Annotated in this window: 18 protein-coding genes; 11 read left to right on the plus strand and 7 right to left on the minus strand. The window is 33.8% G+C overall.

From position 1 onward, the window contains the following. The first annotated feature begins 64 nt into the window (after nucleotides 1-64). From V7P59_RS02465 to V7P59_RS02480, 4 genes are all read left to right on the plus strand, one after another. The gene (locus V7P59_RS02465; RefSeq protein ID WP_333808428.1) at nucleotides 65-886 is read left to right on the plus strand and encodes an O-methyltransferase; all 822 of its coding nucleotides are present in this window, start codon (nucleotides 65-67) and stop codon (nucleotides 884-886) included. 96 nt (nucleotides 887-982) lie between these two features. After that, complete coding sequence (locus tag V7P59_RS02470) at nucleotides 983-1,684, plus strand: ABC transporter ATP-binding protein (RefSeq protein ID WP_333808430.1); 702 nt, start codon at nucleotides 983-985, stop codon at nucleotides 1,682-1,684. 99 nt (nucleotides 1,685-1,783) lie between these two features. Beyond that, nucleotides 1,784-3,193: an MATE family efflux transporter gene (locus tag V7P59_RS02475; RefSeq protein ID WP_333808432.1), complete on the plus strand. Its 1,410-nt coding sequence runs from the start codon at nucleotides 1,784-1,786 to the stop codon at nucleotides 3,191-3,193. A 26-nt stretch (nucleotides 3,194-3,219) separates the two neighbouring features. Further along, entirely contained in the window at nucleotides 3,220-3,450 is a 231-nt protein-coding gene (locus V7P59_RS02480; protein WP_231841985.1) for a hypothetical protein, read from the plus strand. Between the two features lie 79 nt (nucleotides 3,451-3,529). On the opposite strand, the gene meaB is transcribed toward V7P59_RS02480, so the two are convergent. Then, nucleotides 3,530-4,669 carry a methylmalonyl Co-A mutase-associated GTPase MeaB gene (meaB, locus tag V7P59_RS02485; protein ID WP_333808437.1) on the minus strand — a complete coding sequence of 380 codons (1,140 nt, stop codon included), beginning with the start codon at nucleotides 4,667-4,669 and terminating at the stop codon, nucleotides 3,530-3,532. Nucleotides 4,670-4,714: 45 nt separating this feature from the next. On the opposite strand from meaB, the gene V7P59_RS02490 reads away from it, so the two are divergent. Both V7P59_RS02490 and V7P59_RS02495 read left to right on the plus strand, forming a co-directional pair. Further along, nucleotides 4,715-5,623 carry an AEC family transporter gene (locus tag V7P59_RS02490; protein WP_333808438.1) on the plus strand — a complete coding sequence of 303 codons (909 nt, stop codon included), beginning with the start codon at nucleotides 4,715-4,717 and terminating at the stop codon, nucleotides 5,621-5,623. Nucleotides 5,624-5,857: 234 nt separating this feature from the next. Next, nucleotides 5,858-7,255, plus strand: a complete 1,398-nt coding sequence (locus V7P59_RS02495) for an FAD-binding oxidoreductase (RefSeq protein ID WP_333808440.1) — start codon at nucleotides 5,858-5,860, stop codon at nucleotides 7,253-7,255. Nucleotides 7,256-7,262: 7 nt separating this feature from the next. On the opposite strand, the gene V7P59_RS02500 is transcribed toward V7P59_RS02495, so the two are convergent. The 5 genes from V7P59_RS02500 to V7P59_RS02520 all read right to left on the minus strand — a co-directional run bounded on the left by V7P59_RS02500 (nucleotide 7,263) and on the right by V7P59_RS02520 (nucleotide 13,070). After that, entirely contained in the window at nucleotides 7,263-7,664 is a 402-nt protein-coding gene (locus V7P59_RS02500; protein WP_333808441.1) for a hypothetical protein, read from the minus strand. A gap of 113 nt (nucleotides 7,665-7,777) precedes the next feature. Then, nucleotides 7,778-11,125 carry a preprotein translocase subunit SecA gene (secA, locus tag V7P59_RS02505; RefSeq protein WP_333808442.1) on the minus strand — a complete coding sequence of 1,116 codons (3,348 nt, stop codon included), beginning with the start codon at nucleotides 11,123-11,125 and terminating at the stop codon, nucleotides 7,778-7,780. 87 nt (nucleotides 11,126-11,212) lie between these two features. Next, nucleotides 11,213-11,434, minus strand: coding sequence for a DUF2795 domain-containing protein (locus V7P59_RS02510; protein WP_002986941.1), 222 nt, complete (start codon nucleotides 11,432-11,434; stop codon nucleotides 11,213-11,215). Nucleotides 11,435-11,601: 167 nt separating this feature from the next. After that, entirely contained in the window at nucleotides 11,602-12,171 is a 570-nt protein-coding gene (locus V7P59_RS02515) for a cob(I)yrinic acid a,c-diamide adenosyltransferase (RefSeq protein WP_333808495.1), read from the minus strand. A gap of 23 nt (nucleotides 12,172-12,194) precedes the next feature. After that, a complete protein-coding gene (locus tag V7P59_RS02520) occupies nucleotides 12,195-13,070 on the minus strand; it encodes a PPK2 family polyphosphate kinase (protein WP_333808497.1) in 876 nt (291 codons plus the stop codon). Between the two features lie 82 nt (nucleotides 13,071-13,152). Here V7P59_RS02520 and V7P59_RS02525 point away from each other — a divergent pair, with 82 nt between their 5' ends. The 4 genes from V7P59_RS02525 to V7P59_RS02540 all read left to right on the plus strand — a co-directional run bounded on the left by V7P59_RS02525 (nucleotide 13,153) and on the right by V7P59_RS02540 (nucleotide 16,241). Then, complete coding sequence (locus V7P59_RS02525; RefSeq protein ID WP_333808499.1) at nucleotides 13,153-13,974, plus strand: DUF6929 family protein; 822 nt, start codon at nucleotides 13,153-13,155, stop codon at nucleotides 13,972-13,974. Nucleotides 13,975-14,035: 61 nt separating this feature from the next. After that, nucleotides 14,036-14,596, plus strand: a complete 561-nt coding sequence (locus V7P59_RS02530; protein ID WP_333808500.1) for a hypothetical protein — start codon at nucleotides 14,036-14,038, stop codon at nucleotides 14,594-14,596. 218 nt (nucleotides 14,597-14,814) lie between these two features. Beyond that, a complete protein-coding gene (locus tag V7P59_RS02535; protein WP_333808502.1) occupies nucleotides 14,815-15,348 on the plus strand; it encodes an RNA polymerase sigma factor in 534 nt (177 codons plus the stop codon). A gap of 2 nt (nucleotides 15,349-15,350) precedes the next feature. After that, nucleotides 15,351-16,241: a hypothetical protein gene (locus V7P59_RS02540; protein ID WP_333808504.1), complete on the plus strand. Its 891-nt coding sequence runs from the start codon at nucleotides 15,351-15,353 to the stop codon at nucleotides 16,239-16,241. Nucleotides 16,242-16,362: 121 nt separating this feature from the next. Here V7P59_RS02540 and V7P59_RS02545 read toward each other — a convergent pair whose 3' ends face one another. Then, a complete protein-coding gene (locus tag V7P59_RS02545; protein ID WP_333808506.1) occupies nucleotides 16,363-17,997 on the minus strand; it encodes an ABC-F family ATP-binding cassette domain-containing protein in 1,635 nt (544 codons plus the stop codon). A gap of 180 nt (nucleotides 17,998-18,177) precedes the next feature. Between V7P59_RS02545 and V7P59_RS02550 the strand changes: the two genes are divergently transcribed. Next, a complete protein-coding gene (locus V7P59_RS02550) occupies nucleotides 18,178-20,298 on the plus strand; it encodes a M3 family metallopeptidase (protein ID WP_333808508.1) in 2,121 nt (706 codons plus the stop codon). The last annotated feature ends 29 nt before the right edge of the window (nucleotides 20,299-20,327 follow it).

Raw genomic sequence — 20,327 nt, forward strand, 5'->3', positions numbered from 1 at the left:
TTTCACTAAGTTTTTTTTCTTATAAATTCTTTGTGTTACTTTGTGCCAAACTTCGAGAAACTTCGTGTTACAACAAATAAAATCATACCTAAAATTCCTTTTCCATTCCAAAAATGAACATGGAGTGCACTCACCATTTGTGTTTGATTTGGTTACGAAATGCTTTTATGACAACACAAAATATCCAGAGTACCAACAATTAAAATCCTACCGAAAATCGCTTTTAGAAAATAAAAACACGATTGAAGTAACCGATTTTGGTGCTGGTTCACGAGTTTTTAAATCGAATGTTAGAGAAATTTCAAAAATCGCACAAACCGCCGGAATTACGTCAAAAAATGCGGAATTACTTTTTAGAATCGTTCGTTATTTTCAACCTACAACTATTTTAGAAATTGGAACTTCGTTGGGATTAGCGACATCAGCACTTTCATTGGGAAATGAAAAAGCGAAAATTATTACCCTGGAAGGTTGTCCAAACACAATGAAAGCAGCGAAATTCCAATTAAAAAATTCCAAATTCCAAAATATTGAATTTATTAACACCGAATTTTCAAGCTATTTTAAAACCCATCACCCATCACCCATCACCCATCACCTAATCTATTTCGATGGCAACCATTCCAAAAAAGCAACTTTAGATTATTTTGAAGCCTTACTTCCAACCATTTCAAATGATTCCGTTTGGATTTTTGATGACATTCATTGGTCTGCCGAAATGGAAGAAGCTTGGGAAATCATAAAAAACCATCCAAAAGTTACCGTTACGATCGACACCTTTCAATGGGGAATCGTATTCTTTAGAGCCGAACAACAAAAGGAACATTTCATCATCAATCCGAGTAAAACCATAAGTTCTCACTTGTTTGAAAGAATTCGTTTTTAATTGTAACAAAATCCTTTCTTTTTCTACTTATTAATGTAATTTATCAACAATGTTGTCATCTCGAGCGAAGTCGAGAGGCTAAATTCAAATTTCATTATGGCAAATCCGTTAATCAAAATAACCAATATAAAAAGAGATTTTCCTTTAGGAAACGAAATCGTGTATGTGTTAAAAGGTATCGATTTAGAAATCAATAAAGGGGAATATGTAGCATTGATGGGACCTTCGGGTTCTGGGAAATCCACTTTGATGAATATTTTAGGTTGTTTAGACACGCCAACTTCTGGAACTTATGTTTTGAACGGAAAACACGTAAGCGAAATGCAAGATGATGAATTAGCAGGAATTCGTAATAAAGAAATTGGATTCGTTTTTCAAACGTTCAACTTAATGCCAAGAACAACGGCTTTGGATAACGTGGCTTTACCAATGGTTTATGCAGGTCATTCTAAATCGGAACGTGTTGAAAGAGCTACCGAAGTATTGACACAAGTGGGACTTCAAGACCGTATGGATCACAAACCGAATCAGTTATCGGGTGGTCAACGTCAGCGTGTGGCGGTTGCTAGAGCTTTGGTTAACAAACCTTCTATCATTTTAGCCGATGAGCCAACCGGAAACTTAGACAGTAAAACTTCTGTGGAAATCATGAATTTATTCAACGAAATTCACGCCAACGGAAACACCGTAATCTTGGTAACACACGAAGAAGATATTGCCGCTTACGCACACAGAATCATTCGTTTACGAGACGGACTTATTGAGAGTGATTCACAAAATCCGAATATTAAAAAGTAAATAAATCCAAATATTTTTAAACCTGTCTCGATTTTGAATCCTGACAGGTTTTTTCTTGAAATCCTTTTCAAATTATTACCTTTGCTCAAAATTGCCAAAATGACTTTTTCCGACTACTCTAAAGAATTTTCACAAAACCTAAAGCTCGCCTACCCTATTATTTTAGGAATGTTAGGTCATACCATTGTGGGAATTGTAGACAATATTATGGTTGGAAAATTAGGTCCAACCGAATTAGCGGCTGTATCATTGGGAAACAGTTTTGTATTCATTGCCATGTCATTAGGAATTGGATTTTCAACAGCCATTACACCTTTAGTAGCAGAATCTGATGGAAAGAATGACGTGGCTGGCGGTCGTTCGGCTTTTCATCATGGGTTGTATTTGTGTACAATTTTAGGTGTGGCTTTGTTTACCTTAATTTTCTTTTCGAAACCACTTATTGCTTACATGGGCCAACCCGAAGCTGTGGTAGAAATGGCAAAACCGTATTTAGATATAGTAGGTTTTTCGTTAATTCCGTTAATTATGTATCAAGCCTACAAACAATTTGCAGACGGTTTGAGCGAAACAAAGTATTCGATGTGGGCAACGATAATTGGAAATATTACAAACGTTACTTTAAACTATTTTTTAATTTATGGAATTTGGATTTTTCCTCAATTAGGAATTGTTGGTGCTGCTATTGGAACTATCGCTTCTCGTTTTGTGATGTTAGGTTTTATGCACTACATGATGAATTTAAAACCAAAATTTCATCCGTATTTTAAAGGTTTTAGCTTGAAAGAAATCAAGAAAGAAGTCAACCAAAAAATCATTAAAATTGGAATGCCTTCTGCCATGCAAATGTTCTTTGAAGTCGCTTTGTTTACAGGAGCCATCTGGTTGTGTGGAATGATTGGAACTACAAGTCAGGCGGCGAATCAAATTGCGTTGAGTTTAGCTTCGTTAACCTTTATGTTTGCGATGGGATTGAGCGTTACGGCAATGATTCGTATTGGAAATCAAAAAGGATTAGAAGATTATGTTACTTTACGAAAAGTTGCAATTTCCATCTTCTTATTAACAATAATAATTGAAGTCGTTTTCGCACTTTTATTTGTTGTGTTACATACTTCACTACCTTATATTTTTGTTGATATAAATGATGCAGAAAACCTAACGAAAAACTTAGAAGTAATCGCAATTTCAGCTAACTTACTCTTAGTGGCGGCTGTTTTTCAAATTTCCGATGGCTTACAAGTGGTGGTTTTAGGAGCGCTTCGTGGTTTACAAGATGCGAAAATTCCAATGTACATTACATTTGTTGCATATTGGGTAATTGGTTTTCCAATATCCATTTACTTAGGATTAGAAACCGAATTAAAAGCTGTTGGTGTGTGGATTGGACTTTTAGCTGGATTAACCGCTGCTGCTTTATTTTTGTATATTCGCTTTAATTATCTAACGAAAAAACTAGTTCAAGGGCAAACCAATCCCGAAGCTTCGGGACAAGTTCAATTACAATAACAAGAAGAAATTAAAATCATAAAAACATGAACTTACCAAAATTTGTTATCGGAGATAATACCGATTTTCCAGAAGATATTTTCGTAATCCATTTAGAATATCCAAGATTCGTAATCAATTTAAAAGATGACGAAGTGGAATTTTTAGAAGATATCGAAGAAGAAGATGAAAAGGAATTGGAATCCGAAATGGAACATTTAATTACCATTGCTGGAGAATTCTACGATAGAGAAATGGAGCGTTACGAGCAAGAATAGTGTTCTGTCCCGATAGCTATCGGGAGTAAAAAGTGTTCAGATTTAGAATAAAAGCTAATTACTAATCACTTTTCACTAATTACTCTTTATTAAAATACTTTTCCAATAAATTCATAGCCGCTGCAAAAGGTGAAATTTCATTGTTTTGCACGGCTTTTTTATTTTTTTCTAGTAGTTGTATGATATTCGGATGATTGTAGAAATGATTTTTTAATTGTTCATTTATTGTTTCCATCATCCAAAATTGGTTTTGGTTTTGGCGTTTTTCTTCGAAATAATGATTCGATTTTACCAATTCGAAATACTCCGAAATAATTTCCCAAATACCATCAATTCCTGTTTTTTCATAAGCACTACAAGTAGTCACTTTCGGAATCCAACCCGAAGATTTGGCTGGAAATAAATGTAACGCTCTATTGAATTCGGTTTTCGCTAATTTGGCTTTCGCAACATTATCGCCATCGGCTTTATTGATAACAATGGTATCTGCCATTTCCATGATACCACGCTTGATGCCTTGTAACTCATCACCAGCACCTGAAATTTTCAGCAACAAAAAGAAATCGACCATACTGTGAACGGCAGTTTCGCTTTGCCCTACTCCAACGGTTTCAATAATAATCGTATCAAATCCACAAGCTTCACAAAGAATAATAGTTTCACGCGTTTTTCTGGCAACGCCTCCTAACGTATCACCAGAAGCACTTGGTCGGATATAAGCATTTTCATCTTTAACCAATTCTTCCATACGGGTTTTATCACCCAAAATACTTCCGTGACTGATAGACGAACTCGGGTCTACCGCTAAAACAGCTACTTTCTTTCCGATTGAAGTTAAATATTTTCCAAAAGCTTCAATAAACGTACTTTTTCCAACACCAGGAACACCAGTAATTCCAATACGAACCGAATTATTAGCATGTGACAAACAACCTTTTATCACTTCATTCGCTTTGGCTAAATGCTCAGGATTTGTACTTTCAACCAAAGTAATGGCGCGACTCAAAGCGGTTTTATCTCCTTTTAAAATTCCAGCAATTAATTCCTCTGCAGAAGGTTGTTTTCTACGGAATTGTTGAATTTGATGTGCGACAACCGTACTCAAGGTTTCGGGTTGTTCCACGCCGTGAATTTCTGAAAGTGCCGATTTTTTATTTGGTGTTTTCAAAAGGAATTTTGCTTTGTGTAAAAATACAAAAAATGTAGGAATATAAAACATCGAAATCTCAAGGTTTAATTACCTTTGTATTCTTGATTACGATAAATGGAAAACATCATTCTATTATTTTTGTGTTTACTTTTAGGAGTTGTACTTCAAAAAGTACCGCAATTTCCTAAAAACGCCTATCAAAGTTTGAATCAATACGTAATTTACGTTTCGCTTCCGGCTTTGGCATTGTATTATATTCCGAAAATTACGATCTCATTGGCTTTGCTTTATCCATTGGGAATTGCATGGTTAGGTTTCGGATTATCATTTGTATTTTTCTATACTTTGGGAACGTATTTCAAATGGTCGAAAAAGTTAATTGGCTGTTTGATTTTGACAGGTGGATTGAGCAATACTTCCTTTGTAGGCTTTCCCATTATCGAAGCTTTATATGGTGCTGAAGGATTGAAAACTGCCATTATAGTAGACCAACCGGGTTCATTCGTAGTCGTAACCACTTTAGGGATTTTAGTTGCAGCTAGTTTCTCTCGAGGCAATTTAAGTACTTCTGAAATCTTGTTGAAAATCATCAAATTTCCCCCTTTTATTGCTTTTACAATTGCGCTTTGTTGCACACTGTTTTCTTTAGAATTTCCAGAAGCATTTCAAAACTCGTTTTTAAGAATTGGAAACACAGTAACACCAGTTGCTTTGGTAGCTGTTGGATTGCAATTAAAAATTGATACTCGAAGCAAACATTGGCGTTTTCTAACTTTAGGCTTACTTTTCAAATTGATATTAATGCCCGCTTTTTTCTTCATGTTATACAAAATCGTATTGAACGGAAAAGGTTTAGAAATCGATGTTTCTATCATGGAATCTGCCATGGCGCCGATGATTACGGGAGCTATTTTAGCTTCTAACTATGGATTAAAACCAAAATTAAGTAGCATGATGATTGGGATTGGAATTCCGTTGTCGTTACTTACAGTAGCTTTTTGGTATTGGATTTTGAGTTTATAGCACAAAGTTACACTAAGTTCTGCACGAAGTTACACTATGAATTTTTAAACATATAAGTCATATAAGTTTAAGTTGAATTAATTGTGCACTCAAGTTCATAAAAGAGATGCTTGCAGCATGACAAGATTGTGGTTAAAAAACTGTGCAAATCCGTCCAATCTGTGTTATCTGCGTTCCAAAATAAAATAGTAAAATATTATCCAATTTTTTATCTTTACACTTCAATTTTACACTATGAATCCTGAAATATTACTTGCACTTGAAAACATTGTAGGTTCGGCTTATATTTTTACTGATGAAGCAACTCGTAAAACCTATGGCCACGATGAAACGGAAGATTTGAGTTTTCCGCCACATGTGGTGGTAAAGCCTGCCAATACGGAAGAAGTGGCGCAAATTTTAAAAGTTTCCAATACCTATAAAATTCCAACTACGCCGATTGGTGCGCGAACAGGTTTGAGTGGTGGTGCTTTATCGATTTATGGTGGCATTGCGATTTCAATGGAACGCTTTAATAAAGTCATTGAAATTGATGAGAAAAACCTTCAAGTTACTACCGAACCTGGAGTAATTACGCAAGTGTTAAGAGAAGCTGTTGCTGAAAAAGGCTTATTTTATCCTGTTGATCCAAGTAGTATGGGAAGTTGTTTTATAGGTGGCAATATCGCAGAAAATTCGGGTGGTGCGAGAGCTTTGAAATATGGTGTTACTAAAGATTATGTCTTAAATTTAGAAGTCGTTTTACCAACAGGCGATATCATTTGGACAGGTGCTAATACCTTGAAAAATTCGACTGGTTACAATTTAACGCAATTGATGGTGGGTAGTGAAGGAACTTTGGGAATCGTGACTAAAATTGTATTGAAATTATTACCTCAAAATAAACATAACGTTCTACTTTTAGTTCCGTTTTATATAGCAGAGCAAGCTTGTGAAGCGGTTTCAGCGATTTTTAGAGCCGGAATTGTGCCAAGTGCATTAGAGTTCATGGAACGCGATGCTATTGATTGGACATTGAAATTTGTCGATGGTTTGAATGTGGAAGTAAAAGATAACGTTCAAGCACATTTGTTGATTGAAGTAGATGGGAATTATCCAGAAATTTTGATGCAAGAAGCCGAACAAATTTTGGCAGTCGTTGAACAATTTGAAATCGACGAAGTATTGTTTGCCGATACTGAAGAACAAAAAAATGCCCTTTGGAAAATGCGTCGCTCTGTAGCAGAAGCGGTGAAAGCGAATTCGATTTATAAAGAAGAAGACACCGTAGTACCAAGATATGAATTACCAAAATTATTAAAAGGAATTAAAGAAATTGGTGCGAAATATGGTTTCCAATCCGTGTGTTATGGCCATGCTGGCGATGGTAATTTACATGTAAACATTATCAAAGGTAACATGACCGATGACAATTGGAAAACCGAAGTTCCAAAAGGGATTCGTGAAATTTTTGAATTGACTGTTGGTTTAAAAGGAACACTTTCTGGTGAACACGGCATTGGTTTAGTACAAAAAAACTACATGGATATTGCGTTTTCAAAAGTACATTTGGAATTAATGGAACGCATCAAAGCCATTTTTGACCCCAATAATGTGTTGAATCCTGGCAAGATTTTTCCTGATGGTGAGTAAGTAAAAATTACCTCCCCAAAAACTCCACCAAATTCGCATCTGCATTTTTAAACGTTGGTGGTTGTTCTATGATACTGGCGTTTCTTTTTTTGTTGATTTTCATAGTAATATCGGCATCCGTAGTAAACAATAAAACCGACATAAATGGATTAGCAATGTAGGGTGTTAACTCAGCTTCCATTTCCTTCATTTTGATGATTTTTTCTACTTCTTGTAAGCCTTCATTGTAAATTTTAAATGTAACTGAGAGCTTCAAAACGCCATCTTGTACAATAGTTCTCACGTAAATATTTTGCAATTCGGGTTTTCCGATAGTTTTGGCTAAAGTGAGTTTTGCGAAAGTTCCGTTGGTGATACTTTCGTTTACATGATTGAAAAATTCGGTATATACAATAGTGTTTTCGTTCATGACTTGAAATTGGATTTACTTTTCAAAGATAACTACTTTAATTTATTTAGTGGTAAAAAAAATCCCCAACTACTTTTCGTAATTGAGGATTAGTTTATTTCTGTAATTATAGATTATTCGTTAACCAAAACCCATTCACCAGAAGCTAACATGCTTTCTGCTTTTTTGTATTTCATGGTTTCGCTTTTTCCACTCATTACATGTTTGATAGTAACGGTATCATTACGATTGATTTTTGGCATTTCTCGTGTAATTGTCTCGGTAACTTGAGGTCTTTGACTTGCCATTTCTCCTGCTCTTTTAGCTTCTGAAGCTGGCGCATCTAAATCCTCTTTAGTTTCTGTGTATTTCTCTTTACGTGTTTCTTGTCTTGCTTCTTGAATGTTTTCATTACGATGTGGTAAATCGCCTTTAAACAAGAACGAAATCACTTCTTTATTCACATCGTCAATCATTTTCTTAAACAAGTTGAACGCTTCGAATTTGTAAATCAACAATGGATCTTTTTGCTCGTGAACCGCCAACTGAACTGATTGTTTCAATTCGTCCATTTTACGTAAGTGTTTTTTCCAAGCTTCATCTACAATTGCTAATGTGATGTTTTTCTCGAAATCTGCAACCAATGAACGTCCTTCGGTTGTATATGCTTTTTCTAAATCAGTAACTACGTTTAACGATTTGATTCCGTCCGTGAAAGGAACAATAATTCTTTGGTATTGACCATTGTTATTTTCATAAACATTTTTGATAATTGGATACGCTTCACGAGCATCTCTGGCAATTTTTTCTTCGTAATGAGCTAAAACCGCTTTGTACACTTTTCCAGTGATTTCTCTAACTGATAATTTTGAGAATTCAGCTGGTGTAACTGGCGAACTAATTGAAAAATAACGAATTAATTCAAACTCGAAGTTTTTGAAATCTTCTGCTAATTTGTTTTGCTCCACTACTAATTCGCAAGTATCGTACATCATGTTTGCGATATCCACTTTCAAACGTTCGCCGTGTAAAGCGTGACGTCTTCTTTTGTATACTACTTCTCTTTGTGCATTCATTACGTCGTCATATTCTAACAAACGTTTACGAACACCAAAGTTATTTTCTTCTACTTTTTTCTGTGCTCTTTCAATAGATTTTGTCATCATCGAATGTTGAATTACTTCTCCTTCTTTCAGACCAATTCTATCCATCACTTTCGCAACTCTTTCCGAACCGAACAAACGCATTAAGTTATCTTCCAAAGAAACATAGAACTGTGAGCTACCCACATCTCCTTGACGACCCGCACGACCTCTTAACTGACGGTCAACGCGACGCGAATCGTGACGTTCTGTTCCGATAATAGCTAAACCACCTGCTTTTTTAACTTCGTCAGATAATTTAATATCGGTACCACGACCCGCCATATTCGTTGCAATTGTAACTACTCCAGGTTTTCCTGCTTCTGCTACAATTTCAGCCTCACTTTTATGCATTTTAGCATTCAATACGTTGTGTTGAATACCTCTTAATTTCAACATTCGGCTTAATAATTCCGAAATCTCTACTGAAGTTGTTCCAATCAACACAGGACGTCCTGCATTTGATAATTGTACTACATCTTCGATTACGGCGTTGAATTTCTCACGAACCGTTCTATAAATTAAATCATCTTTATCTTTACGAGCAATTGGACGGTTCGTTGGAATTTCTACTACGTCTAATTTGTAGATTTCCCAGAACTCTCCTGCTTCGGTTGAAGCTGTTCCCGTCATACCTCCCAACTTATTATACATACGGAAATAATTCTGTAAAGTAATAGTTGCGAAAGTTTGCGTTGCTGCTTCGATTTTTACATTTTCTTTAGCTTCGATTGCTTGGTGTAAACCATCCGAGTAACGACGACCATCCATGATACGTCCTGTTTGCTCGTCTACAATCATTACTTTATTGTCCATGATAACGTATTCCGTATCTTTTTCGAATAACGTATACGCTTTTAATAATTGCGTTAACGTGTGAATACGCTCTGATTTTACAGAGAAATCACGGAATAATTCTTCTTTTTTCTCAGCTGCTTCTTCTGGAGATAAATTCTCTCTTTCGATTTGGGCAATTCCTGTTCCAATATCTGGTAAAACGAAGAATTGAGAATCCGTATCTGTTGATAAAAACTGAATTCCGTTATCCGTTAATTCAACTTGGTTATTTTTTTCTTCGATAACAAAGTACAATGCCTCATCAATTTTTGGCATTTCTCTGTTGTTATCTTGCATGTAATAATTCTCTGTTTTTTGAAGTAATTGTTTAACTCCTTCTTCCGATAAGAATTTGATTAATGCTTTACTTTTTGGTAATGCTCTGTGCGAGCGTAATAAATAAAAACCAGCGTCTTTTGAATTTCCTTCTTTGAATAAACGTTTTGCTTCCGTTAAACAATCTGTAGCTAATTTACGTTGTAACGTAACTAAGTTTTCAACTTTTGGTTTTAATTCCAAGAATTCATGACGATCTCCTTGCGGAACTGGCCCAGAAATAATCAATGGCGTTCTAGCGTCATCAATTAAAACCGAGTCAACCTCATCGACAATAGCATAATTATGTTTGCGTTGTACCAAATCTTCTGGAGCGTGCGCCATATTATCACGAAGGTAATCGAAACCAAATTCGTTATTCGTTCCGTAGGTAATATCGGCGTTATATGCTTTTCTTCTTTCTGGAGAATTAGGTTGGTGATTATCGATACAATCTACCGTTAATCCATGGAATTCAAATAATGGTGCTTTCCAAGTACTATCACGTTTTGCTAAGTAATCATTCACAGTTACTAGGTGAACTCCGTTACCTGTTAACGCATTTAAATATAATGGAAGTGTTGCCACTAATGTTTTACCTTCTCCTGTTTGCATTTCGGCAATTTTACCTTGATGCAACACCACACCACCGATCAATTGAACGTCGTAGTGAATCATATCCCAAGTAATCGCTTTACCAGCAGCATCCCAAGAGTTAGCCCAAGTAGCGTTATCACCTTCTATTGTAATGTAAGGTTTTGATGCGGATAATTCTCTATCTTTTGGAGTTGCGGTTACCGTAATCGTGGTATTGTCTTTGAAACGACGAGCGGTTTCTTTCACTACTGCAAACGCTTCTGGAAGAATTTCGTTTAATACTTTCTCAGAAATTTCATAAGCTTCTTTCTCTATTTTATCGATTTCAGCGTAGATATCTTCACGCGCATCGATATCTTGAGTTTGCTCAGCATCTTGTTTTAAAGAAGCAATTTTAGCGTCTTTTTCAGCGCGAGCATTTTGAATTTTAGCTTTGAATTCGGCTGTTTTAGCACGTAATTCATCATGTGATAAGGCTTGTAATGCGCCTTCAAATGATTTAATTTTGGTAATTATAGGTTGAATCGCTTTTACATCTTTCTCCGATTTATCACCCACAAAAGCCTTCAATATGGAATTTATGATACTCATAATTTATTTATTTCAATATAGTTTGCAAATATAACCAAAAAAAAAGCCTCAGTAAAGAGACTTTTTTCTGTTGTGTTTATTTATTTTTTAATATTCGTCCTCATTCCAAAGATAATCTTCGTCCGTAGGATAATCAGGCCAAATCTCTTCCATTGATTCATAGATTTCACCTTCGTCTTCAATAGACTGTAAGTTTTCCACTACTTCTAATGGAGCTCCAGTTCTAATAGCGTAGTCGATAAGTTCGTCTTTGGTAGCTGGCCATGGTGCATCGCTCAAATAGGATGCTAATTCTAAAGTCCAATACATCTTTTTATCGATTTAAGTTTATGCAAAAATAAATTTATTACTTAAAAAGTCAAGTTTTTTTTTACTTTTTTTATTAAAATTTAAGAACGTTTTTTTTGAGTATTCAAAACATGACTTTTCATCACTATTTTCAAGAATACTGAACACTAAAAACTGATTGTGAAAAACTATTTTCTAGGAATCCATTTTACTTCATCAGCGTTCAAGTCATGGGACAACTTTCGTGCCAATACAAAAAGGTAGTCAGAAAGTCGGTTTAAGTACTTAATTACAAGTTCATCTGTTGGTTCTATGTCATTCAAATGCACGGCTAAACGCTCGGCTCTACGGCATACACAGCGTGCTATATGACAATATGACACCGTTGTATGACCTCCTGGCAACACAAAATGCGTCATGGGCGGTAAAGCCTCTTCCATGGTATCGATTTCGTTTTCCAAAAATTCGATATCCGACTCTACAATTCCAAGGTTTTGCAAGCGTGGTTGACCGTTTTTTAAGGTTTCTTTTTCAGGTGGCGTGGCTAAAATAGCTCCAACAGTAAATAATCTATCTTGAACTTCAATTAGGACATTTTTGTATAAAACATTAATATCTTGGTCGCGAATTAATCCGATATGCGAATTTAATTCATCAACTGTTCCATAACTTTCGATTCGGATATGATGTTTTGGCACACGAGTTCCTCCAAATAATGCTGTGGTTCCAGTATCGCCAGTTTTTGTATATACTTTCATTATGTTTATTTATTAATAATAATTTATTTTTTCAATTGTTCTCGATAGACTTCGATATTTGCTTTAACTTTTGGATCTAAGTCAGGTTCCGTAATGTCGGTTAACTTTTGCATTTCTTCCCAAATGGTTTTGGCAACAATATATCGTGCCACACCTTTATCGTCAGCTGGAATAATATACCAAGGCGCAAAATCGGTTGATGTTTTATTGATGGCTTCTTCGTAATATTTCATGTAATCGTCCCAACGGTCACGTTCTTTCAAATCTCCAGTACTGAATTTCCAATTGTCTTCTGGATTTTCAAGTCGTTTTAAAAGACGTTCTCTTTGTTCTTCTTTACTCATGTGAAAGTAAAACTTCAAAATTTTAGTGCCATTTTGTGAAATGTGTTTTTCAAAATTTACGATTTGTTCCATTCGGTTTTCCCAAAATTGAGGGGTAATATCTTCCACTTTTTCAATTCCAGGTAAGTTTTCGAATAAAATATATTCGGGATGCACTCGTGTTACCAATACATTTTCATAATGGGTACGATTGAAAACGGCGAATTTTCCTTTTTCGGGTAAAGCCAAATAATGACGCCATAAATAATCATGTTCTAATTCGGTGGAATTTGGCGTTTTAAAACTGTGCACCACTACTCCACGCGGATTAAACTCTTTGAAAACCTCACGAATTAAACTATCTTTTCCGCTCGTATCCATTCCTTGTAAACAAATCAAAAACGCATAACGATTATGAGCATACATAGCGTCTTGTCTTTTAGAAAGTTTCTGCTGGATTTTATCTAAAGCTAATTCTTCTTGTTCTTTCTCGGTATCAATAGGAAGTTTGGTTAGAAAATCATCTAACTTAATTTTTCCTTTTACTTTAAAATCTTCAATATTGATATTTTCCATCATTGTTGGTTTTAAATCTCTGTAAAAATAGTACTTTTAGAGGCTAATTTGCGCTAAAAATTGTTAACTCTTTTGTAAAAATATGGAAAATTTAAAACTTACTAATTTCTTCACTATAAAAGGTATTTCGGCTACATCGGGTTTGGTGTATGCTCAAAATGTTTTATTTTTTATTTCAGATTCCAGTAATTTTTTATACCAATACGACATCGATAAAAAACTTTTACTGAAATTCCCATTAGTAAAAGACGCCAAAGAAAACATCGAAAAAGAAAACAAACCTGATTTAGAAAGCATCACCCAATATGGAAATCAACTGATTATGTTAGGTTCTGGTTCAACTTCTAAACGCAATACAATGTTTACTTTAGATTTAGGTTCGGATGCATTGCAAACACAAGATTTATCAACTCTATATCAAAAATTAAAAGATGTTGGTTCGTTTTCGGATGACCAATTGAATATTGAAGGTGCTATTTATGCCCATCAAACCATGTTGTTGTTTCAAAGAGGCAATTCAAAAAATAGTCGAAATGGTATTTTTATTATTCCAAATAACCAAGAAGACGGCATTCGATTTATACCAATTTCACTCCCAACATTAGATGACATTGAAACCACTTTTACAGATGCGATTTTAGTTAACGATAAAATTTATTTCTTGGCTTGCGCTGAAAACACCGAATCTACTTATGAAGATGGCGAAGTTTTAGGTACAATTTTAGGCATTATGCATGCACCAACATTTGAAATTATAGATATTCATTTATTAACAGAAGATAAAAAATTTGAAGGTATCACGCTTTATAAAGAGTCAGAAAATGAAATTGAATTTTTATTATGCGATGACAATGATACAGAGACTTTAGAAGCTGAAATTTATAAGTTAACATTGAAGAAATAATTTTTTTAATTCCATTCCAACTTTTTCGATTAAAATGCTATCCAAGTAATAAAAAGAGTAAATGAAAAAACTATTAGCTGTAATTATCATTTTTCAATTTCAATTTATAATTGGTCAAAACCTAGTGAAATTTGATTCAATTATCTTCAATTATAACTACACATCATCAGCCTTAAGAAAAAACATATCTGAAACCGAAACTTTAAAAATTATTAAGGTTGACAACTCATTTAATCTTTCAAATAAAAAAATTGATTCTTTGCTTATTAAGCAATTGTGGAATGAATTAAATAAAAATAACAACAATTTTACATATGACTATTTTTCATCAAAAAAATTAAATGTAAAAAAGAGTAAAATAAAAAAGCATATAAATTTTTATAGTCCAATACTGACGACTAAAAATAAAAAGATTACTCAAAAATTAAAAGAACAGTTAATTATTGATATTAAAAAGTTTAAAGAATTTTCAGATTTTATTGAATCTGAAAAACCTAAAAAAGAATTACTTTATGGTAGTTTAGATGGTAGTAAAAATATTTCAATTCATTTTTTTATGATGGTAAAAGTTCGCTTTTTAAATTTGAAACTTTTCATAATTGTGGTCAGCCTTTTTACCTAGGAGAAAAACTAATTGAAAATAAAATGGTTAATTTAGACATTAATCAGTTAATCATAAATATTCTTCCTAATAAATCAAAATTTCGGAAAGAGTTCAATTATAATAATATTATTCATAAGTATATAGATTGGTATATTTTAAAAGAATTTGAAAAAATTTAATTTTCTTCCCAACCTTTTACCAACTTTTCTGCTCTATATAAAAAAGCAAGTTTACCAATGGATGTAAAACACATACAAGGCTGCCGAAAACAACACCGCGAAGCGCAACGCATGGTGTATGAAATTATGGCGCCAAAACTCTATCGTTTGTGCAAACGGTATTTAAAAAAGGAGGAAGAAATTGAAGAAGTATTGGCCGATGCTTTTTTTACCATATTTACAAAAATCGAACAACTAAAAGAGGATTTAGCTTTTGAAGCTTGGGCCCGAAAAATAACGGTAAATAATTGCCTTTTACAAATTAAAAAGAACATCAACTTTAATTTGTATTTGGAAGATGTAAGCTACAATTCGCAACCCTTAGCTGATGAAGTCACTGATTTAGAAGAAGAAGATTTGCTCAATTTACTCCAGTATATTCCTGATGGATGTCAAACGATTTTTAATTTGTTTGTAATTGAAGGTTATTCACACAAAGAAATTGCAGAGCAACTAGGCATAAGTGAAGGAACATCGAAATCACAATTGAATGTGGCGAAAAGTAAATTAAAAGAATTGGTAAGAACTTTTTATTATCAAAAAGCAAAATAGTCATGGGAACAGAAGAAAAATTATATAAAAAAATACAACAAGCCGCCGAAAACGCCGAGCAAAAAGACTTTCCAAGTATGGAGAAGATTTGGGCTCGCGTGGAAGACAAGCTTGAAACACAAACACTTCAAAAAGAAAAACATTTGTGGAAAAAATTAGCAGTTGCGGCATCAATATTTTTAGTAGGAACGTTAATGTTTTTCTTATTGCAAAAAAAAGAAAATGTCATTATTCCTGAAAATACAGTTACTACGATTGATTCATCAAAAAATACGATTCCAACACCAGAATCGGCTAATGGATTTGTAAATACCACTCCCGAAATTAAAAAAGAAGCGGAGCAAATTTTACAACAACAAATCGTAATTCAGAATAACATTGTAATTAACGATACAATTAATTACAAATCGAAAAAAGAAGTGATGATTCCGACTCCAATTGCCATGGAAGAAGTTCAAGTAATGGCAAAAACGAGTTTCATTCCAACATATAACAATAACACTTTGAATTCGGCATCAGCAAATGATTCGGGCTATTTAGCAAAAGGAAAACGTTATGATTTAGCTAATTCAGTAAATCTATTAAAGGAAAAAGATAAAAAAGTAGCTAATGATGATTTAGTGGTGATTGATGGTGAAGCTAATAAAAAATCATTAGCTGAAATCAATCCTGATGAAGTTGTTTCAGTTATAAAACTTAAAGAGCCAGTCTATTTTATAAACGGAGAGGAATATTCAGAAGAATCACTATTTGGTGAGAATCCTACTAGTCCTTATGCCCCATTGAGCAAACAAAAAATTGAAAAAATTGAAGTGATCCAACCTGCTGATGCTATAAAAATTTATGGTAAAAAAGGAGAAAAAGGTGTAGTGATTATTTCGATTAAGAAATAATTTATACAAAATGAACTTTAGACATAAGAAAGCAATGACAAAAAGAAATAAAGCCGAATGTTTGAGGTTTTGAAAATGAAAAATGATAAACATAAAAAAAGCTCCAATTGGAGCTTTCATTTTATTTTTCAATCTCTTTCAACGATTCCATTTTCTTATGCGCTAAGAAGCCTTTGATATCTTCAAAATGTTCTTTTACGCGTTTGTGTCCAAATTCGAATACTTTTTCGGCCAAACCATCAAGGAAATCACGGTCGTGTGATACTAAAATTAACGTTCCGTCAAAATCACGTAATGCATCTTTAATGATGTCTTTTGTTTTCATATCTAGGTGATTTGTTGGCTCATCCAGAATTAAAACGTTCACAGGTTCTAACAACAATTTAATCATTGCCAAACGTGTTTTTTCTCCTCCAGAAAGTACTTTTACTTTCTTTTGAATATCGTCGCCTTTGAACATAAAAGCGCCCAACATATCTTTGATTTTGGTACGAATATCACCAACCGCAATTCTATCGATTGTATCGAAAACAGTTAACTCTCCATCTAATAAAGCGGCTTGATTTTGAGCAAAATACCCAATTTGAGCATTATGACCAATTTCAACTTTTCCACCATCGTAATCAATTTCACCCATAATTGCTTTAATCATAGTTGATTTTCCTTCTCCATTTTTTCCTACGAAAGCCACTTTTTGTCCTCTTTCAATAACTAAATTAGCGTTGTTAAAAACTACATGATCACCATATTTTTTAGTTAATTCATTAACCACTACTGGATATTGACCTGAACGTGGTGAGGGTGGAAATTTTAATTTTAAAGCTGATGTATCTACTTCGTCTACTTCAACAAGAACTAATTTTTCTAACATTCGAACACGTGATTGTACTTGCTCTGTTTTTGAATACGTTCCTTTAAATCGCTCAATAAAAGCTTGATTTTCAGCAATAAATTTTTGTTGTTCATCATAAGCTTTTTGTTGGTGAATTCTTCTATCTTGACGTAAAACTAAATAATCCGAATATTTCGCTTTGTAATCATAAATTCTTCCCATCGTTACTTCAATCGTACGATTGGTAATATTATCTACAAACGCTCTATCGTGAGAAATGACCATTACCGCTTTAGCCTGATTCATTAAGAATTCTTCTAACCATTGAATACTTTCCATGTCTAAGTGATTCGTTGGCTCATCTAAAAGAATTAAATCGGGTTTTTTCAATAAGATTTTGGCTAACTCAATACGCATTCTCCAACCTCCAGAAAACTCAGATGTTAAGCGAGTGAAATCCTCTCTTTCAAAACCTAACCCTTTTAAAACTTTTTCAACTTCCGCTTCGTAATTCACTTCTTCAATAGAATAAAATTTTTCAGATAGTTCAGAAACACGCTCAATCAACTTCATATAATCATCACTTTCATAATCGGTACGAACGGTTAATTGCTCATTGATATCATCAATTTCCTTTTTCATATTTAAAACTTCAGAAAAGGCTTTCGAAGTTTCTTCCATTACCGTACAATTATCTGTAGTTAATAAATGCTGAGGCAAATAAGCAATAACAGCATCACTTGGTGCCGAAATTCCGCCTCTTGTAGGCTTATTAACTCCTGCCACAATCTTTAATAAAGTTGATTTTCCTGCTCCATTTTTGCCCATTAAGGCAATTTTATCATTTTCATTAATAGCAAAAGTAATATCACTAAAAAGAGTAGTTCCGCCAAATTCTACGGCAACATCGTTAACTGTAATCATAATATATGTTAAAAAGTTTAAGGTTTAAAAGGTTAAAAAAGTTTCCTTAAATTTTTGAAGGTGCAAAGATAGATTTTAAAATTTGATTTTCGAATGCGACGATTACATTTCATAAAATATCGTTAAGTTTTAGTCGTAGGAATAGAAATCTCTTATTTTTACGTTTTAAATTTCACGAAAATGAAAATCAAAACAATACTTTTATTTTCAGCACTAACTAGTGCTGTAACGGTTAATTCACAAGACAAAAACAAAACCACTATGAATCCGTTTTTTGAAACGTACACCACACCTTATCAAGTTCCACCTTTTCATTTAATTAAAAATGAGCATTTTAAACCTGCCATTTTAGAAGGAATAAAAAAACAAGAAGCCGAAATCAATGCTATAGTATCAAATAAACAAAAGCCAACGTTTGACAATACGGTTTTAGCTATGGAAAATTCGGGAAAATTGCTTTCAAAAGTAAGTACGGTTTTTTACAATCTAAATAGTGCGAATACAAACGAAGAAATTCAAGCAATTGCAAAAGAATTAGCGCCAAAATTATCGTCACATAACGACAATATTTATTTAAATGATGCTTTATTCAAAAGAGTAAAAACCATTTGGGATAACCAAAAGAACTTCAAATTAAATAAAGAACAAGCTAAGATTTTAGAGAATTTATATAAAAATTTTGTTAGAAGCGGTGCCAACTTAACAGAAGAAAACAAAAAACGATTAAGAGAAATTAACTCTGAAATGGCGGTAGCAACTTTGAAATACGGACAAAATATTTTGGCTGAAACCAATTCGTATGAATTAGTAATTTCTGATGCAAAAGACTTAGCAGGATTACCAAGTGAACTTATTGAAACCGCTGCTGCTGATGCAAAAACGAAAGGCAAAGCTGGAAAATGGGTGTTTACTTTGTCAAATTCGAGTGTAATGCCATTTTTACAATACAGTTCAAACAGAAACTTACGTAAGGAAATTTGGAATGCTTACCAAATGCGAGCAAACAACAATAACGATAAAGATAATAAAGCACTAGCCATTAAAATTGCAAATTTAAGAGCAGAAAAAGCGCGCCTTTTAGGATACGATACCCATGCTGATTATGTGTTAGAAAAATCGATGGCAAAAAATCCTGAAACTGCAACTAAATTATTGATGGATTTATGGACTCCGGCTTTAAACATGGCAACTAAAGAAGCTGCCGACATTAAAGAAATGATGTTAAAAGAAGGAATCAAAGACGATGTGCAACCTTACGATTGGAGATATTACGCTGAAAAAATCAGAAAAGAGCGTTTTGATTTAGACGAACAAGAAATGAAACCCTATTTCAGTTTAGAAAAAACAAGAGAAGGAGTTTTTACCGTTTGTAAAAATTTATATGGTTTACAATTTAAAGAGTTAAACAACGTACCAAAATACCACGAAGATGTAACCGTTTGGGAAGTTAAAGAAGCTAACGGAAATCACGTTGGAATTTTATACATGGATTTTCACCCAAGAGCTTCAAAAAGAGGTGGTGCTTGGATGACTTCCTACCGTACTCAAAAAATGGAGAATGGAAAACGTATTGCTCCAGTAGTTTCAATCGTTTGTAATTTCACCAAACCAACAGAAAACGCTCCAGCTTTATTAACTTTTGATGAAGTAAGTACATTTTTCCATGAATTTGGTCACGCTTTACACGGATTATTATCAAATGTAACTTATGAAAGTTTAGCAGGAACAAGCGTTCCAAGAGATTTTGTTGAATTACCATCCCAAATTATGGAAAACTGGGCTGCCGAACTAGAAGTAATGAAAATGTATGCGAAACACTACAAAACAGGAGAAGTAATTCCAGATGCGTTGATTGAAAAAATGCAAAAAGCCGGAACTTTTGATCAAGGTTTTGTTACTACAGAATATTTAGCGGCTTCTCTTTTAGATATGCAATATCATACTCAAAAAGGCAACATTACGGTTGATGCTGAAACTTTTGAGAAAGAAGCTATGAACAAAATTAACTTACCAAGTACCATAATTCCAAGATATAGAAGTACCTATTTCAATCATATTTTTGCAGGTGGTTATTCAGCAGGCTACTACAGTTATATTTGGTCTGGTGTTTTAGATACCGATGCGTTTGAAGTATTCAAAATAAACGGATTATTCAACCAAGATTACGCAAAATCATTCCGAAAAAATGTATTAGAAAAAGGAGGAACTGAAGATCCAATGGAACTTTACAAAAGTTTCCGAGGTGCTGAACCAAGCACTGAACCACTTCTTAGAAAAAGAGGTTTAGACCAAGTAAAATAATAACAAAAAAGCCTGAATTACTTCAGGCT

This window comes from Flavobacterium sp., from assembly GCF_036782315.1.
Lineage (GTDB): Bacteria > Bacteroidota > Bacteroidia > Flavobacteriales > Flavobacteriaceae > Flavobacterium.

Bases quoted from the DNA above. Each gene is read 5' to 3' on its own strand.
- V7P59_RS02525 (WP_333808499.1), top strand. From the start codon at position 13,153: ATGGAAAATTTAAAACTTACTAATTTCTTCACTATAAAAGGTATTTCG.
- V7P59_RS02535 (WP_333808502.1), top strand. From the start codon at position 14,815: ATGGATGTAAAACACATACAAGGCTGCCGAAAACAACACCGCGAAGCG.
- V7P59_RS02550 (WP_333808508.1), top strand. From the start codon at position 18,178: ATGAAAATCAAAACAATACTTTTATTTTCAGCACTAACTAGTGCTGTA.
- secA (WP_333808442.1), bottom strand. From the start codon at position 11,125: ATGAGTATCATAAATTCCATATTGAAGGCTTTTGTGGGTGATAAATCG.
- V7P59_RS02475 (WP_333808432.1), top strand. From the start codon at position 1,784: ATGACTTTTTCCGACTACTCTAAAGAATTTTCACAAAACCTAAAGCTC.
- V7P59_RS02500 (WP_333808441.1), bottom strand. From the start codon at position 7,664: ATGAACGAAAACACTATTGTATATACCGAATTTTTCAATCATGTAAAC.
- meaB (WP_333808437.1), bottom strand. From the start codon at position 4,669: ATGTTTTATATTCCTACATTTTTTGTATTTTTACACAAAGCAAAATTC.
- V7P59_RS02490 (WP_333808438.1), top strand. From the start codon at position 4,715: ATGGAAAACATCATTCTATTATTTTTGTGTTTACTTTTAGGAGTTGTA.
- V7P59_RS02480 (WP_231841985.1), top strand. From the start codon at position 3,220: ATGAACTTACCAAAATTTGTTATCGGAGATAATACCGATTTTCCAGAA.
- V7P59_RS02545 (WP_333808506.1), bottom strand. From the start codon at position 17,997: ATGATTACAGTTAACGATGTTGCCGTAGAATTTGGCGGAACTACTCTT.
- V7P59_RS02510 (WP_002986941.1), bottom strand. From the start codon at position 11,434: ATGTATTGGACTTTAGAATTAGCATCCTATTTGAGCGATGCACCATGG.
- V7P59_RS02520 (WP_333808497.1), bottom strand. From the start codon at position 13,070: ATGGAAAATATCAATATTGAAGATTTTAAAGTAAAAGGAAAAATTAAG.
- V7P59_RS02495 (WP_333808440.1), top strand. From the start codon at position 5,858: ATGAATCCTGAAATATTACTTGCACTTGAAAACATTGTAGGTTCGGCT.
- V7P59_RS02515 (WP_333808495.1), bottom strand. From the start codon at position 12,171: ATGAAAGTATATACAAAAACTGGCGATACTGGAACCACAGCATTATTT.
- V7P59_RS02530 (WP_333808500.1), top strand. From the start codon at position 14,036: ATGAAAAAACTATTAGCTGTAATTATCATTTTTCAATTTCAATTTATA.
- V7P59_RS02540 (WP_333808504.1), top strand. From the start codon at position 15,351: ATGGGAACAGAAGAAAAATTATATAAAAAAATACAACAAGCCGCCGAA.
- V7P59_RS02470 (WP_333808430.1), top strand. From the start codon at position 983: ATGGCAAATCCGTTAATCAAAATAACCAATATAAAAAGAGATTTTCCT.